This window comes from Shewanella algidipiscicola (genome assembly GCF_900380485.1).
In the GTDB taxonomy this organism is placed as follows: Bacteria; Pseudomonadota; Gammaproteobacteria; order Enterobacterales; family Shewanellaceae; genus Shewanella; species Shewanella algidipiscicola.
Genome location: NZ_OXJV01000012.1, coordinates 269,639 through 283,765 on the forward strand (window position 1 = coordinate 269,639; position 14,127 = coordinate 283,765).

At 47.6% G+C, this 14,127-nt stretch carries 14 protein-coding genes and 1 riboswitch; of the genes, 7 read left to right on the forward strand and 7 right to left on the reverse strand.

Annotation, left to right across the window (positions count from 1 at the left end):
• Positions 1-96: 96 nt before the first annotated feature.
• A complete protein-coding gene (locus tag DN599_RS08650; RefSeq protein WP_110457214.1) occupies positions 97-1,086 on the reverse strand; it encodes a class 1 fructose-bisphosphatase in 990 nt (329 codons plus the stop codon).
• 215 nt (positions 1,087-1,301) lie between these two features.
• On the opposite strand from DN599_RS08650, the gene DN599_RS08655 reads away from it, so the two are divergent.
• On the forward strand, positions 1,302-3,560 hold the full coding sequence (locus DN599_RS08655; RefSeq protein ID WP_110457215.1) for a S9 family peptidase: 2,259 nt from the start codon (positions 1,302-1,304) through the stop codon (positions 3,558-3,560).
• Positions 3,561-3,784: 224 nt separating this feature from the next.
• Positions 3,785-4,231: a lysophospholipase gene (locus DN599_RS08660; protein ID WP_259650883.1), complete on the forward strand. Its 447-nt coding sequence runs from the start codon at positions 3,785-3,787 to the stop codon at positions 4,229-4,231.
• Positions 4,232-4,543: 312 nt separating this feature from the next.
• Here DN599_RS08660 and arcA read toward each other — a convergent pair whose 3' ends face one another.
• A complete protein-coding gene (gene arcA / locus DN599_RS08665; protein WP_110457217.1) occupies positions 4,544-5,263 on the reverse strand; it encodes a two-component system response regulator ArcA in 720 nt (239 codons plus the stop codon).
• A 573-nt stretch (positions 5,264-5,836) separates the two neighbouring features.
• Between arcA and DN599_RS08670 the strand changes: the two genes are divergently transcribed.
• From DN599_RS08670 to DN599_RS08680, 3 genes are all read left to right on the forward strand, one after another.
• Complete coding sequence (locus tag DN599_RS08670) at positions 5,837-6,268, forward strand: DUF3293 domain-containing protein (protein WP_110457218.1); 432 nt, start codon at positions 5,837-5,839, stop codon at positions 6,266-6,268.
• A gap of 119 nt (positions 6,269-6,387) precedes the next feature.
• Positions 6,388-6,564: riboswitch (Lysine riboswitch) on the forward strand.
• A gap of 131 nt (positions 6,565-6,695) precedes the next feature.
• A complete protein-coding gene (lysC, locus tag DN599_RS08675) occupies positions 6,696-8,054 on the forward strand; it encodes a lysine-sensitive aspartokinase 3 (protein WP_110457219.1) in 1,359 nt (452 codons plus the stop codon).
• The gene (locus tag DN599_RS08680) at positions 8,051-9,157 is read left to right on the forward strand and encodes a succinylglutamate desuccinylase/aspartoacylase family protein (RefSeq protein WP_110457220.1); all 1,107 of its coding nucleotides are present in this window, start codon (positions 8,051-8,053) and stop codon (positions 9,155-9,157) included. The genes lysC and DN599_RS08680 overlap by 4 nt, the downstream gene beginning before the upstream one ends.
• 117 nt (positions 9,158-9,274) lie before the next feature.
• On the opposite strand, the gene asnC is transcribed toward DN599_RS08680, so the two are convergent.
• From asnC to DN599_RS08705, 5 genes are all read right to left on the reverse strand, one after another.
• Positions 9,275-9,736 carry a transcriptional regulator AsnC gene (gene asnC, locus DN599_RS08685; RefSeq protein ID WP_110457221.1) on the reverse strand — a complete coding sequence of 154 codons (462 nt, stop codon included), beginning with the start codon at positions 9,734-9,736 and terminating at the stop codon, positions 9,275-9,277.
• A gap of 127 nt (positions 9,737-9,863) precedes the next feature.
• Entirely contained in the window at positions 9,864-10,541 is a 678-nt protein-coding gene (rluA, locus tag DN599_RS08690; RefSeq protein WP_110457222.1) for a bifunctional tRNA pseudouridine(32) synthase/23S rRNA pseudouridine(746) synthase RluA, read from the reverse strand.
• 94 nt (positions 10,542-10,635) lie between these two features.
• A complete protein-coding gene (locus DN599_RS08695) occupies positions 10,636-10,923 on the reverse strand; it encodes a hypothetical protein (RefSeq protein ID WP_110457223.1) in 288 nt (95 codons plus the stop codon).
• A 29-nt stretch (positions 10,924-10,952) separates the two neighbouring features.
• The gene (locus DN599_RS08700) at positions 10,953-11,483 is read right to left on the reverse strand and encodes a class I SAM-dependent methyltransferase (RefSeq protein ID WP_110457224.1); all 531 of its coding nucleotides are present in this window, start codon (positions 11,481-11,483) and stop codon (positions 10,953-10,955) included.
• The gene (locus DN599_RS08705) at positions 11,458-11,868 is read right to left on the reverse strand and encodes a hypothetical protein (RefSeq protein WP_110457225.1); all 411 of its coding nucleotides are present in this window, start codon (positions 11,866-11,868) and stop codon (positions 11,458-11,460) included. The genes DN599_RS08700 and DN599_RS08705 overlap by 26 nt, the downstream gene beginning before the upstream one ends.
• A gap of 362 nt (positions 11,869-12,230) precedes the next feature.
• Here DN599_RS08705 and DN599_RS08710 point away from each other — a divergent pair, with 362 nt between their 5' ends.
• Positions 12,231-13,220, forward strand: coding sequence for a 2-hydroxyacid dehydrogenase (locus DN599_RS08710; protein WP_110457226.1), 990 nt, complete (start codon positions 12,231-12,233; stop codon positions 13,218-13,220).
• Between the two features lie 132 nt (positions 13,221-13,352).
• Complete coding sequence (locus DN599_RS08715; protein ID WP_110457520.1) at positions 13,353-14,090, forward strand: dienelactone hydrolase family protein; 738 nt, start codon at positions 13,353-13,355, stop codon at positions 14,088-14,090.
• Positions 14,091-14,127 lie beyond the last annotated feature (37 nt).

The following is a 14,127-nucleotide window of genomic DNA, read 5'->3' on the forward strand; positions in this document are numbered from 1 at the left end:
TGCAGCAAGTCATCGTTACATCAAAAGGTCATGGTTAGAAGCAATAAAAAAGTCGCCCTTGGCGACTTTTTATTGCGAGTGCTGCTAGCTGATTGGCTACAGGCTAGGCTCTTGACTGTAATCGACGCCATGATATTCGAGGCAGGCATCGACCTCGTTAGCCGAGCCTAAAATCACTGCGACGCGCTGGTGAATGTCGCTGGGCTCAATATCCATGATGTTTTCATAGCCGGTTGAGGCTTTACCGCCTGCCTGTTCGACCAAAAACGACATGGGGTTGGCTTCATACATCAAGCGCAGTTTATAGGGTTTGTCTGGGTTTTTATTGTCCGTTGGGTAGGTAAAGAGTCCGCCGCGACACAATACGCGGTGCACATCGCCCACCATGGCGGCAATCCAGCGCATGTTGAATGACTTTTCACGCGGGCCAATTTTCCCTAGCAGTAGATCGCTAATATAGGTCTGCATTGGCGCTTCCCAGAAGCGTTGGTTTGACATATTGATGGCAAACTCGCCAGTATCTTTGCTAATGGCCATGGCATCATTGGTGAGCAAATATTCGTTGGTATCTGGGTTGAGGGTAAATAGCTGCACCCCTTTACCTGTGGTTAAGGCCAGCATGGTCGATGGGCCATACAATACATAACCCGCGGCCACTTGATGGCGACCATTTTGTAAAAAACTCTGCTGACTCAGTTCACCTTTTGGCGCGGGTAGCACCGAAAAAATGGTGCCCACCAGTGAGTTAATATCGATATTCGATGAGCCATCTAGTGGGTCGAAACACACTAAAAAATCGCCACTTTGGCCGACCTCAACAATATGGTCTTCCTCTTCTGATGCTAAGCCGCGTACCGTGCTATCGGCTTTTAGCGCGTCTTTAAGCATGTCATTGGTGATCACATCGAGCTTCTTTTGGGTTTCGCCTTGGACGTTTTCTTGCTCGGTGGCACCGAGTACACCGGCCAGTGCGCCATGACGCACTGCATGGCTTATCGCTTTAGAGGTGTCGGCTAGGGTCAGAATGAGTTGAGACAAAGGAGCTTCAATCCCTTGTGAACTGAGGTGTTGCGCCAGAGTTTGCATGTTATTTCCTATGACATAGCGAGCTAGGCTCACATTTGAGGTCAGCATGTTTTTATAGGGTTTAATTCTGGTGGCTATTCTACCGTAGATGAATCGTTTTTTCAGCGGCTAATTACGCCGGGGGCTAAGTGGCTGCGTTTTTATTTTGCGCAACTTTGAGGCACAATGCGTCATAGCTTAGTTAATCAAACTCGTTTTATATCCAGGACATAATAATGAAAAAAAAATGGATTAGTTCTGCGCTAATGGTGGTGCCTATGCTTTTATCTCACTGTGTATCTGCGGCGCAAGCCGAGCTTAATCAACCCCAAGGTGGTAAGGCAGCGTTAACTGTCGAGCGCTTGTATGCCTCGCCGGCATTAGCTGGCAGCAGTCCGCGGGGGTTAACCTTGTCTCCCGATGGTCAACGGGTGACTTACCTTGCAGGGCGGGTCGACGACCAATACTTATATGACCTATGGCAGATGGATGTGGCCACCGGCGAGCAAGATATCTTGCTCAATGCCGATCGCCTTAAAAGTGGCGAGCTGTCGGACGAAGAGAAGGCCCGTCGCGAGCGTCAACGCATTTATGGTCAAGGGATCATGGAGTATTTCTGGGCCGATGACAGCCAAGCCATATTGATCCCAGCGTCTGGAGCCTTGTATTACTATTCGCTTGCCGATGCCAAAGTGGAAGTGTTGCCAACCGGTGAGGGCTTTATTACCGACGCCAGATTGTCGCCTAAGGGGCATTTTGTATCGTTTGTGCGCGAGCAAAACTTGTATGTGCTTAACCTCGAGACTCGCCAATTAACCGCATTAACCCAAGATGGTGGTGGCGCGATTAAAAATGCGATGGCCGAGTTTGTTGCGCAAGAAGAGATGGACCGCATGACTGGTTATTGGTGGGCGCCCGATGAGTCGGCTATCGCCTTTACCCGTATCGACGAGTCGGCTGTCGAGTTGGTGACTCGCAACGAAATTTATGCCGATGGCATTAAGCTTACCGAGCAACGTTACCCTTATGCGGGCAAAAATAATGTCAGTATCGAACTGGGTGTGGTCAATATTGAAGATAACAACGTACGCTGGATTGATATCGGCCAAACCCCAGATAGCTACCTGCCTCGGGTTAAGTGGCTGCCAGATAGTCAGCATGTGTCATTTCAGTGGCAAAGCCGTGATCAACAGACCTTAGACCTACGCATTGCCGCTTTAAACGGTACCGCGGCACCTACAACGGTTATCAAAGAGCGCAGTAAGGCTTGGGTTAATTTAAACAACGATCTGCATTTCTTGAAACAGCAGCCACAACTGGTTTGGGCCTCGGAGCGTGATGGCTTTAATCATCTGTACCTATTTGATCTGCAAGGTAAGCTTATTAAGCAACTTACCAAAGGAACTTGGGCAGTCGATGAGGTGGAATATGTCGATGAGCAGGCTGGCTGGGTCTACTTTACGGGCCGCAAAAGCAGTGTCATCGAAAAGCACCTATACCGCGTGCCCTTAGCCGGAGGCGAAATAGAGCAAATTAGCCGCCGAGCGGGTATGCATGGGCCAGTATTTGCCGACAATCAGCCTATTTACCTCGATTACTTTAATAGTCTAGTGCAGCCGCCGCAGGTTAGTCTGCATGGTGCTAAAGGGGAGCGCTTGGCTTGGGTCGAGCAAAATAATGTCGATGAATCTCATCCCTTATATCCCTTCTTCGGTCAATGGCAATTACCTGAATTTGGTCAGATAAAAGCGCAAGATGGTCAAGCCTTGCAGTATCGTCTCTTTAAACCCACAGGCTTTGATGCCACCCAGCAGTATCCGGTTGTGGTGCGTGTGTACGGTGGCCCTCATGCTCAGTTGGTAGTCAATAGTTGGAGTGAACAAGACTACTTTACCCAGTACCTGCTGCAACAAGGCTTTATCGTGTTTCAGCTCGATAATCGTGGCTCGGCCCATAGGGGCACTCAGTTTGAACATGTGATCTACAAGCAACTTGGGCAAGCGGAAGTTGACGATCAAAAGGCGGGCGTCGATTATTTGCGTAGCTTAAATTATGTCGATGGTGACAACATTGCGATTTATGGTCATAGCTACGGCGGTTATATGGCCTTAATGAGTCTATTTAAAGCGCCCACGCATTTCAAAGCCGCGATTGCGGGTGCACCGGTAACTGACTGGGCCTTGTATGATACCCACTATACCGAGCGTTATTTGTCGCACCCAGGCAGCAATGCCGAAGGTTATGAAGCCAGCAGTGTACTGCCTTATGTCAAAGATTATCAGTCGGGATTGTTGATGTATCATGGCATGGCCGATGACAATGTGTTGTTTGAAAACAGCACGCGGGTTTATAAGGCGCTGCAAGATGAGGGCAAACTGTTTCAGATGATCGACTACCCCGGGTCTAAGCATTCGATGCGCGGCGAGAAAGTGAGAACGCATCTATACCGCTCGCTGGCCGATTTCTTAGATAAACAACTGAAACAGAAAGGTTAACGATAGTTTCTAGGCGGCAAGCTGGAATTTTTAGCGCTGCGTTAGAACAACAAGCCCTGTGGTTTGATATAAGTCACAGGGCTATTTGGGGAAAGGAATCACTAATTCTTATTTACTGCAGATGCCCTTTTTAGCCAGTTTTAGCTTTTTAATTTCTTGTTTTCCTTTTTCTTCTATGAGCTCAAGCCCAGCGCCACCAACAAAGGCACCAAATAATTGGGCCTGTGTATTTATTGGGGCATTCACTTGGCGCCAATGTCGCTGCGCAAATTAGCGCAAGACGACAGAACATTACTGGACAAGTATTAATTGCGCCTATGCATGACTTTAGTACCGGGTTAAAGAATTACGTCGCACAGGAATATTCATGGTATTACCGAATATTGGGCGAACAGCAATTACGCCAGATCACAGATACCGTTTTGCAGCAACGCAATATAACTCTTCAAGATACGGCAATAGCCCCTTTATTGACCCGTTCAAATACACCCACTTTATTGATAGCATCAGAGCAAGATTCGATAGCTCCAGCAAGTTACTTTAGCCATTTACAATCGCCAAACCTGCAGTTACATTTTTCCCAGAGGAGGACACATGCTGGTCTAGTGATGTTTAATAACCAAGAATTACAGCAGCTACAGGACTGGTTGCAAACCGTAGTTACGGAGTAACTTGGTCTGCAATATGACGCTAATCGCAAATATTGGGACAGGGGCAACCGTACTCATAATCCCTGTTTTTCGTCTATAAATACTAAGTTAGACTATCGCTGATCTAGCCAAAAATGTGCTGCAGATATCGCAGGGCAGGCGATGGGTAACCATGAGGTTTTAGCTTCAAATTAGCATATCCAAAAGCCACTCGGCCGGATTGAAATGATATCGAGCTGGATTCGAAGTCTAGCCCACAGTGGCATAAGTGTTCAGGACACAAAAAAGCCAGTCTCACGACTGGCTTTTTCATTGAATAACATAAGCGTAAGCTTATGCGTCTTCTAAATTACCACAGAAGCGGTAACCTTCACCGTGGATTGTCGCGATGATTTCTGGCGTATCTGGTAAGCTTTCAAAGTGCTTACGGATACGACGAATCGTGACGTCAACCGTACGGTCATGTGGCTTAAGCTCACGGCCGGTCATCTTCATCAGTAAGTCTGCACGAGTCAGGATCTTACCTGGGTTTTCAACGAAGTGAAGCATCGCACGAAATTCACTGCGTGGAAGCTTGTATGACTCGCCCTGTGGGCTAACCAATGAACGGCTGTTAATTTCTAAGCTCCAGCCGTTGAAACGGTAGTATTCTACCGCGCTCTTTTCTTCTGTTTCTACACCAGTGCTATTCACACGGGTCAACAAATTACGTGCACGAATTGTTAGCTCACGTGGGTTGAATGGCTTAGTGATGTAATCATCTGCACCAATTTCAAGGCCCAAGATCTTGTCAACTTCGTTATCACGGCCCGTTAGGAAGATTAGACCGATATTGTTTATTTCACGAAGTTCACGTGCCAACAAAAGACCATTCTTGCCTGGAAGATTAATATCCATAACGACGAGATTGATCTTGTTTTCTTGCATTGCTTTATGCATTTCTGCGCCGTCATTGGCTTCAGTTACCACATATCCTTCAGCCTCGAAAATACTTCTTAGCGTGTTCCGGGTAACGGCTTCATCTTCTACGATCAGAATGTGCGGATTTTGCATATTTATCTACCTAATATTTATTTACATCTGTGCTAACCATGAGCGCGGCGTGCGGTTGCGCCCTAACTTGTCGTGTTGAAAATTACCGAGTCACGTAGGTGCTTTCACTAAAACGACTGAAACCGCAACACACTTCATGATTAGTAAGGTATGCGTATCTCTTTGTTGAAAAAGATGCGCTAACTGTATCCACTACGATTAACAATAGTAGGAAATAGTTCCTTTAACTATTGAAATTTTCAAGTTTCAATATTAAAAGCGACAAAATCGCTCATATCTATAGGAAATTGACAACTTTTGATCACAGTGATTTAGACATGGCGTAACAAAAGTTGTTCATGCTTGACGAGTGGAAGTGAATCAACCGACGTATTGTACTCGTTTTAGTCATTTGTTAACAAATGAAATGTTAACAAATTTACGCTTAGATTTGATGTTTATCAATTTTTTATGGCTAATCTTTTGATTTTATGGTCATTAATTATAATTTAACAGAGATATAATCTGTTTGTTCTAGGCAGTTGAGATGATTTAACTATAATTATCGCACGCTAATTTAGGAATGTTCGGCGAATGAGTACCATAGATGACCATTTTTGGCACAGTTATCAGCATACCCAATTTCTATTGACCCAAGGGTTTTCTCCCGCCTTATCTTTCGCCATCATCACCGCACACAACCCAAGGGGACGAGTGTTGTCAGCGCCTCAAAATCGTCTGTTAGATAGTCAATTACAGCGACATATCATCGAACTTAAGCGTCCTTATCGTGCCATAATCGGGGCCTCTTATGACCGTCGTCATATGGAAAAAAGCTGGGCTGTCCCAATAGAGAAGCCATTAGCGGTGGCACTGGGCCGGCAGTTTAATCAAAATGCGATCTATTTTGTCGAAGGCGATCAGTTGCAATTGGTGCCTTGCTTACTTAATTACCCTGAGCTGACCATGGGCGCTTTTTCGGCGCGGGTTTGTCTGGTCAGTGAGTTACCCGAAATCCAATCTTAGTGCTGTTTTTAAATATGACGGTCACCTTGAAAGGATATTTACTCATATTGAATAAATATCGTTGACTTATTAGACAGATATTTGCTAATTTTCAACCATCTTGTGCGTCAATGCGCTTGAGATACAGAAGAGGAGCGTTAACTAGGTAGTAAGCATGAAGAGGCCAAACTCTGACGATTGCTTATGATGGAGATTAACGCCGAGATAGACAAGTGTTTGGTTTCGTTTGTTTATCGGTCGATATGGTTGAATCCTGTCGATTGTCACCTGTTTTTTGGTGGAGAGCTTCTGGTGGTGATCGCTATTTCCCGTCTTGGGGTGCGTAATCTTTGCACCAGGCTCTTCGAACGAAGTAAGTTCGGAGGTTTATCATGTTATCTATTCTTGTCGTGTCTTGTTACTGCTTCAATGTCGTTGAGGTGGGCTAATGTCGATTGTCGTAGCTAAATTCGGTGGTACATCCGTTGCTGACTACACAGCAATGAGTCGCTGTGCCGACATCATTATTGCCAATCCTAATACACGTATTGTAGTCGTGAGTGCCTCTAGCGGCGTCACCAATTTGCTGGTGGAGTTGACTCAAGCGCAGCTCGATGACGAGCGACGTCAACAGCTACTTAAGCAGATTGCCTCAATTCAATACCAAATCCTTGACCAACTCGGTCGTCCTGCAGAGGTTGCCGCTCACCTCGATGGCGTGCTCAGCCGTATCGCTATGTTAAGTGAGTCCTTGAGTCGTGAACGCTGCAAAGCCACCATGGATGAGTTGTTAGCACAAGGAGAGCAATGTTCAGCGGCGCTGTTTGCTGCTGTATTACGTGAAAAAGGTGAGGCGGCGTCAGCCTTTGATGTACGCCAAGTGATGCGCACCGACAGTCATTTTGGCCGTGCTGAGCCTCAAATTGAGCAGGTTGCAGCCTTATGCGCGGCGCATTTAGCCCCGCTGCTGGCCGAGCAGCGTATTGTTACTCAAGGGTTTATTGGGGCCGATGCACAGGGCGCCACCACCACATTAGGGCGTGGCGGTAGCGATTACTCGGCGGCATTATTGGCCGAGGCCCTTAAGGCATCGGCGGTCGAAATTTGGACCGATGTGGCTGGGATTTACACTACCGATCCACGCTTGGCCCCCAATGCACAGCCCATCGCCGAAATTAGCTTTAATGAAGCCGCTGAAATGGCGACTTTTGGCGCTAAGGTGCTGCATCCTGCGACCATTTTACCTGCGGTAAGGCAAAAAATTCAGGTGTTTGTGGGCTCGAGCAAAGAACCTGAACGTGGCGGTACTTGGATACGTCATCAAGTGAGTGATGAGCCTATTTACCGCGCCGTGGCCGTGCGCCGCGATCAAACCTTACTGAATCTACACAGTTTGCAGATGCTACATGCGCAAGGTTTCTTGGCTGAGACCTTTGCTACGCTAGCAAGGCACAAAATAAGTGTCGATTTGATCACGACCTCGGAAGTTAACGTGTCGTTGACCTTAGATAAAACCGGCTCTGATTCGGCTGGCAATAATTTGCTTAGTGAAGCGCTATTGCAAGAGTTGTCGCAGCATTGCCGGGTGCGTGTGGAAGATAATTTAGCCTTAGTGGCGATAGTGGGCAATAAAATTGCCTCTACACCTGGGGTATGCCGCCGAGTGTTTGAGGTGCTAGAGCCGCATAATGTGCGCATGATCTGCCAAGGAGCTAGCCCACATAACCTATGTGTGTTGGTTGCCGAAAGTGAGGCGGCGCAGGTGGTCCGCTCGTTACATGAAAATCTGTTCGAAGGTGCACGATGAAACCCACTCGTAGTACGTTGAAAATTGGCGAGTTGGCGACAGGGCAAGATCTCGAGTTGCCCATTTTTCAGTTTACGCCAGCCGTGATGTGTGGGCCGAGTGTCTATATTCAGGCGAATGTGCATGGCGCCGAGGTGCAGGGCAATGCGGTGATTTACCAGTTAATGCAGCAACTGGAAAACTGCGAGTTGCTCGGCAGTGTCACCTTGGTGCCACTCGCCAACCCTTTGGGGATTAACCAAAAAAGTGGTGAGTTTACCCTTGGGCGTTTTGACCCGATAACCGGGGTGAATTGGAATCGCGAATACTTAAATCATCATATCGATGTGGCCGCTTGGTATCGACAGCATGCCGAGTTAGACGATAACGCCTTGGTGGCGGCTTATCGCGCCATGTTGCTTGATAGCTGTCAGCAGCGTCTGCAGCATGAGTGGGGCGTGACGACGGGGCATCGCCAAGCGGTCACACTGCAGCATTTAGGGCATCAAGCGGATATCGTGTTGGATCTGCACACCGGGCCCAAGGCCTGCAAACATCTGTATTGTCCCGAATATGATAGTGAGGCCGCGAGGTTATTTTCGATAGCCCACACGCTATTTATGCCTAATGAGTTTGGCGGGGCGATGGATGAATCGATATTTTATCCTTGGTGGCAATTGTGTCAGTACCTAGCAGCGCAGGGGCGAGAATTAGCGCTACCTGTGTCTGCGTTTACCTTGGAGCTGGGCTCGCAAGAGCATATCGATCTCGCCGATGCACGCCTAGATGCCGATGGGATCATGGCGTATTTGAGTCATCGCGGTGTGGTTGCCGACCCCATTTTGCCCGCTAAGATGGCGCGGTATGGCTGTTATCTTCGTGACTATAAAAAATACCACTCCCCCATGGGGGGCATGGTGGAGTATACCGCTAAGTTAGGCGAGCCATTAGCCGCAGGTTCGCCTTTAGCGACTATTTTGCGGGTGGATCAGTATGGCTGTGGGTCTACATTAACCCCTTTATGCTTATCGCAAGCGTGCGTGCCGATTTTGCATTTTGCTTCTGCCTCGGTTTATCAAGGTACCGAGCTGTATAAAGTAATGACCCATGTATTTGAGCTCTAATGCACCGATATTCAAGCTATAAACCTGAGTTGTAAAGCGTCATAGGTTTTAGGTATTAGCGATGCCAGAGGTCGCCACTACCTATAGCGGACATCGCTGCTGCGTTATTGGTAACCTTTATGGTTTAACGGCACGAATAATCGGATTTTGTAGGCTAATTAAGGTTTCGGTAGATTGGATTTCATCAATCGATTGAATGCGGTTAATCAGCACATGCTGCAAACCATCGATAGACTGGCACATCACCTTGACAAAAATACTGTAGTTGCCCGTGGTGTAATAGGCTTCGGTCACCTCCTCTAACGCATTAAGCTTAGCTATGGCGGCAGGGTAGTCACCGGCGCTCTTAAGGTTAATGCCGATAAAACAGCACACATCGTAGCCTAGCGCCTTAGGGTTGACAGTGATCTGCGCGCCAGTAATGATGCCAGCTTGCTTCATCTTTTCTACTCGCACATGAATGGTGCCAGCACTGACACCAAATCGCTTAGCAAGCTCGGCAAAGGGGGTGCGTGCCTCTTGCATTAATGCCGACAGAATTTGATTATCTAATTGATCACGTTGAAATGAACTATCCACTAGTCAATACCGCTTTATGATTAATATTGTTTGCTAATCTACGATATTTTTTGAGTAACGGCTAACTTTTTAGGCCAATTAATGCCAATTTCAATAGCTAATAGCAGCCTAGTTAGGTTGTTGTTAGCTATTGCTGTTCGCTCGGCGTTGCAAATGGGATGTCTGTGCTAAAGGTCATCGGCTCACCGCTGTAGGGGTGATGAAGGGTTAGCGACTGGGCATGCAGCAGTAATCTAGGGGCGAGTCGTTTGGCTAATGCATCGGCGTAAAAGTTATCGCCAAGAATGGGGTGTCCCAAGGCCATCATATGTACCCGCAATTGGTGAGAGCGGCCAGTAATAGGCGTGAGTTTAACCAAGGTTGAGCGTTTCGCGCGGCTAATCACCTCGAAATGGGTGGTCGAGGGCTTACCTAATCTGTGATCGACTTTCTGTTTGGGGCGATTAGGCCAATCGCAGATCAGCGGCAGCTCAACGGTGCCGCTTTGGGGTTTAACATGGCCTGCGACGCGCGCGTAGTAGGTTTTGTGAGTTTCTCTGTCCCTAAATTGGCGTTTCAATTCGCGCTCGGCGCTGCGGCGCAGGGCAAGGACGATAATGCCAGAGGTTGCCATATCGAGACGATGTACTATCTGGGCGTTAGGGTGTTGGCTGAGTACGCGGGCAAAAACGCTGTCATGATAGGCGGGATCGCGCCCCGGGACTGAGAGCAGCCCAGAGGGTTTATTGAGCACGATGATATCTTTGTCTTGATGCACCACATCTAGCCAAGGCGTGGTGGGTGGAGTGTATACAAAATCTTTCATAGTCGGTTCGGTATTTTTAAGCGGCAGCCAAGATACCGTTTAGCGTCATGGCTCGCAAGCAAAACTCACCTGCAGCGGGTAAATTGGGCGCAGTTTACAGGCTATGGCCATTGACATGCATGATGGCAAAGGTCCAAACCACAAAAGCCAGCGACAGATGAATAAAGGCGTACAGAGCTTGATCGAGTCGCTCCATCCCTTTGGCCTGCCAAAGCAGTTGGCCATGCAGCAGGATATTGAGAGGAAACAACATAAACAGTGGGTAGAAACCAATAGGGCTAGCGTCCCCCAATAATGCCCTAGACAATAACGCCCAAACAACCATAAGCACGGTGATGAGCGGCGGCGCCGCTAAGCGATATTGCTGGGGATAGGGAAACATGTAACGTCCTTAATGCTGTGTTGATGAGGCTAAGCGCGTTTTTGCCCGATAAACTGGGCTTTATAGATGGGCTCATCCTCACAGCCTACATTACCTTCAAAATAGTGCAATATATCAAACTCATCGAATTGAGTGAGCAGCTCATCGGCTTGTAGCAAAAAAGCGGGGTTTTTAGGCCGGCCTACCTTGGCTTGCTCTGTAGTGAAGGTCTCGTAAATTAACAGTCCCTCTGGCTTAACACAGTGTTTTATTTGCTCAAATAGCGGTCTGTGTAGGTAGTTAAACACCAGTATTATATCAAACTCATGTACAGGCAGAGCGGGCGCGGAGCCATCTTCAAGATCATAAGCTAAGGCATGGCAGTGTGGAGGCAGCTTGGGTAAATTACTGATATCCTTGTCGATGAAGGTCACATTTGCCCCTTGCTGCGCGAACCATAACCCATTGCGGCCACCACCGCAGGCTAGATCTAATATCTGCAGCTGTGCAGGCTGAGCTAAATTGGGTAAATAGTGGCTAATTAAGGGGGCTACGTTAGCCTTTAATCTCTTTTTTTCCATCGATACGTCGCCTGTGAATAATTGAGTAGTGGCGTAATCCTGCTGGCCCATGGGAGACCACGACCGACAATAATACAATGACGATGAGTAGTTCGGGTTTATAATTGGCCAACGGAATAAATAAACTTAATAATCCTAGTTTTACTATAGTGAGTACGCCCTTTAGTTGGATAAGCCAGCGCCAGTCACGCATGATCTCCCACAGCATTAATAGACTGCCCGATCCCATCGCAAGTATCCAGTATAGGCTCCAGTCGGCTTTGGCTACCCCTAATAAAATCCCTCCGCCGGCCCCGGTAATGCCTAAAATATGTATGGCGCGTAAACTGGTTTTACTCAGGCGTTGTAACCAAAACTGTTTTTCAGAAATCGATTGTCGTCCCATAAGATCAATGGCATCAATAAGTTTGTCTTGAGCTTATCAGGAAATCATGGCAAAGCACATTGGCGCCCTGTTGCGAGAGAGTTTTCGTGATGAAGCTTGCGGTTTTATCATGGGGTTGGGTAATTATATTGACTTGCCATGATCAGTGGTCATGATCCAAGTGTAATGCCTGAGTTATAATGATCTCTTACACTGATTTTATCTTTATTAGAATGTGGACATTAGGCTATATCGCTATGAGCCTTGGAGGGCAGAATGATAACCCGAATATACAAGGGGTAACCGCTTGTTAGGGTTAGCATTGACGCTAGGAACACTCTTTTTCTGTGACCTATGGTCACGCACATTATTGGGAATCAAATATGAAAATTGGTTTTTTTAGTGCTAAGCACTACGACATGGAGCATTTCAATCGCACCAACACAGCTTTTGGCGCCCGCATAGAGTATTTTGATTCTCGTCTGTGCATGAAAACAGTAAAGTTGGCCTTAGGTTTTGAGGTGATTTGTGCCTTTGTTAACGACTCTCTGTGCGAAGAGGTGTTGGTTGAACTGGCTAAAAACGGCACCAAGATTATCGCCATGCGTTGTTCTGGTTTTAACAACGTCGATTTAGTGGCAGCGCAGCGGTTAGGGTTAAAAGTGGTTAACGTACCGGCTTACTCGCCAGAATCGGTGGCCGAACATACGGTTGCGCTGATGTTGACGCTTAATCGCAAGGTGCATAAAGCCTACCAACGTACTCGAGATGCAAACTTTTCGCTCGAAGGGTTGGTTGGCTTTAATATGCATGGCCGCACTGTCGGCGTTATTGGCACGGGTAACATCGGCTTAGCCACCATTAAGGTGCTGTTAGGCTTTGGTTGTAAAGTGGTCGCGTACGACCCATACCCTAACCAAGCTGTTATTGATTTAGGCGTGCCCTATTTATCCCTCGATGAGCTCTATCCCCAATGCGATATTATCAGCTTGCATTGCCCGCTTACCCAAGATAATCACCATCTGTTAAACCAAGAGAGTTTTGCCAAGATGAAACCTAAAGTCATGGTGATCAACACCAGCCGTGGCGGCCTGCTCAATGCGATGGATGCCATGGAGGCATTAAAAGAGGGCAAAATTGGATCTTTGGGCTTAGATGTTTATGAAAACGAAAAGGAGCTCTTTTTCGAAGATAAGTCTAATGAGATCATTCAAGACGATGTGTTCAGACGTTTGTCGGCCTGCCATAACGTGATTTTTACTGGTCACCAAGCCTTCTTAACCGAAGAGGCGTTGGGGTCAATTGCCCTGACCAGCTTAACCAATATTAAGCAGCTGCTTGATGGCGAGGATTGTCCTAACCAGCTTTATTAACCTTAATAAACCGCGATTGATCCTGGCGCTTATGACGCAGTTTTAACGCCATGGTTAACGATGAGTTTTACCTGACATTCTCCCCTTAGGCTGATAAATTATAAGTACATTTATTAGCCCGAGGGCATGAGTATGATGGTTAAACAGGCTGTTCACGATATCGATACCCCCACAGGTCCCATGAGATGCTATCTCTACCGTCCCGATGCCGAAGGGCCGTTTTCGACCATCATCTTCTATTCTGAAATTTTCCAGCAAACGGCACCTATTGCGCGCGCCGCCGCAATCATGGCTGGTCATGGTTTTGTGGTGTTGGTGCCCGAAGTGTTTCACGAACTTAACCCGCTAGGTACTGTGTTGGCTTACGATGATGCGGGCAAAGATAAGGGCAACCAAGACAAATTTACCAAAGGGTTAGAGCATCACGATAGCGACACTCAGGCCTTGGTGGAATTTGCACAGCGCCAGCCGTTTTGCAGCAGCTTAGTGGGGGCGATGGGCGTGTGTATTGGCGGCCACTTGGCCTATCGCGCCGCGCTCAATAGCGATGTGGTCGGGGCCTTTTGCCTGTATCCAACCGATATTCACTCTAATACCTTACCTTGTAATAAGGGCAACGACTCGTTGAGTCGCACTGGCGATATTCAAGGCGAGTTAGCCTTAGTGTTTGGTAGGCAAGATCCACATGTGGATGTCGCCGGGCGGCAACTTATCTATGCCAAACTTAGCGAAACCAAGCGCTGCTTTAGCTGGCTTGAGGTTAACGCTCAGCATGCCTTTATGCGCGATGAGGGTGAGCGATATGACCCGGCATTAGCCTTACAGATGTATGGCCAGGCAGTGGCTTTTTTTCAGCGGGTGCTACGCTAGGCAGCTTTTGGGCTGCCGGCTAGGCACCAAGTGAGAG

Bases quoted from the DNA above. Each gene is read 5' to 3' on its own strand.
- DN599_RS08650 (WP_110457214.1), bottom strand. From the start codon at position 1,086: ATGCAAACTCTGGCGCAACACCTCAGTTCACAAGGGATTGAAGCTCCT.
- DN599_RS08655 (WP_110457215.1), top strand. From the start codon at position 1,302: ATGAAAAAAAAATGGATTAGTTCTGCGCTAATGGTGGTGCCTATGCTT.
- arcA (WP_110457217.1), bottom strand. From the start codon at position 5,263: ATGCAAAATCCGCACATTCTGATCGTAGAAGATGAAGCCGTTACCCGG.
- DN599_RS08670 (WP_110457218.1), top strand. From the start codon at position 5,837: ATGAGTACCATAGATGACCATTTTTGGCACAGTTATCAGCATACCCAA.
- lysC (WP_110457219.1), top strand. From the start codon at position 6,696: ATGTCGATTGTCGTAGCTAAATTCGGTGGTACATCCGTTGCTGACTAC.
- DN599_RS08680 (WP_110457220.1), top strand. From the start codon at position 8,051: ATGAAACCCACTCGTAGTACGTTGAAAATTGGCGAGTTGGCGACAGGG.
- rluA (WP_110457222.1), bottom strand. From the start codon at position 10,541: ATGAAAGATTTTGTATACACTCCACCCACCACGCCTTGGCTAGATGTG.
- DN599_RS08695 (WP_110457223.1), bottom strand. From the start codon at position 10,923: ATGTTTCCCTATCCCCAGCAATATCGCTTAGCGGCGCCGCCGCTCATC.
- DN599_RS08700 (WP_110457224.1), bottom strand. From the start codon at position 11,483: ATGGAAAAAAAGAGATTAAAGGCTAACGTAGCCCCCTTAATTAGCCAC.
- DN599_RS08705 (WP_110457225.1), bottom strand. From the start codon at position 11,868: ATGGGACGACAATCGATTTCTGAAAAACAGTTTTGGTTACAACGCCTG.
- DN599_RS08710 (WP_110457226.1), top strand. From the start codon at position 12,231: ATGAAAATTGGTTTTTTTAGTGCTAAGCACTACGACATGGAGCATTTC.
- DN599_RS08715 (WP_110457520.1), top strand. From the start codon at position 13,353: ATGATGGTTAAACAGGCTGTTCACGATATCGATACCCCCACAGGTCCC.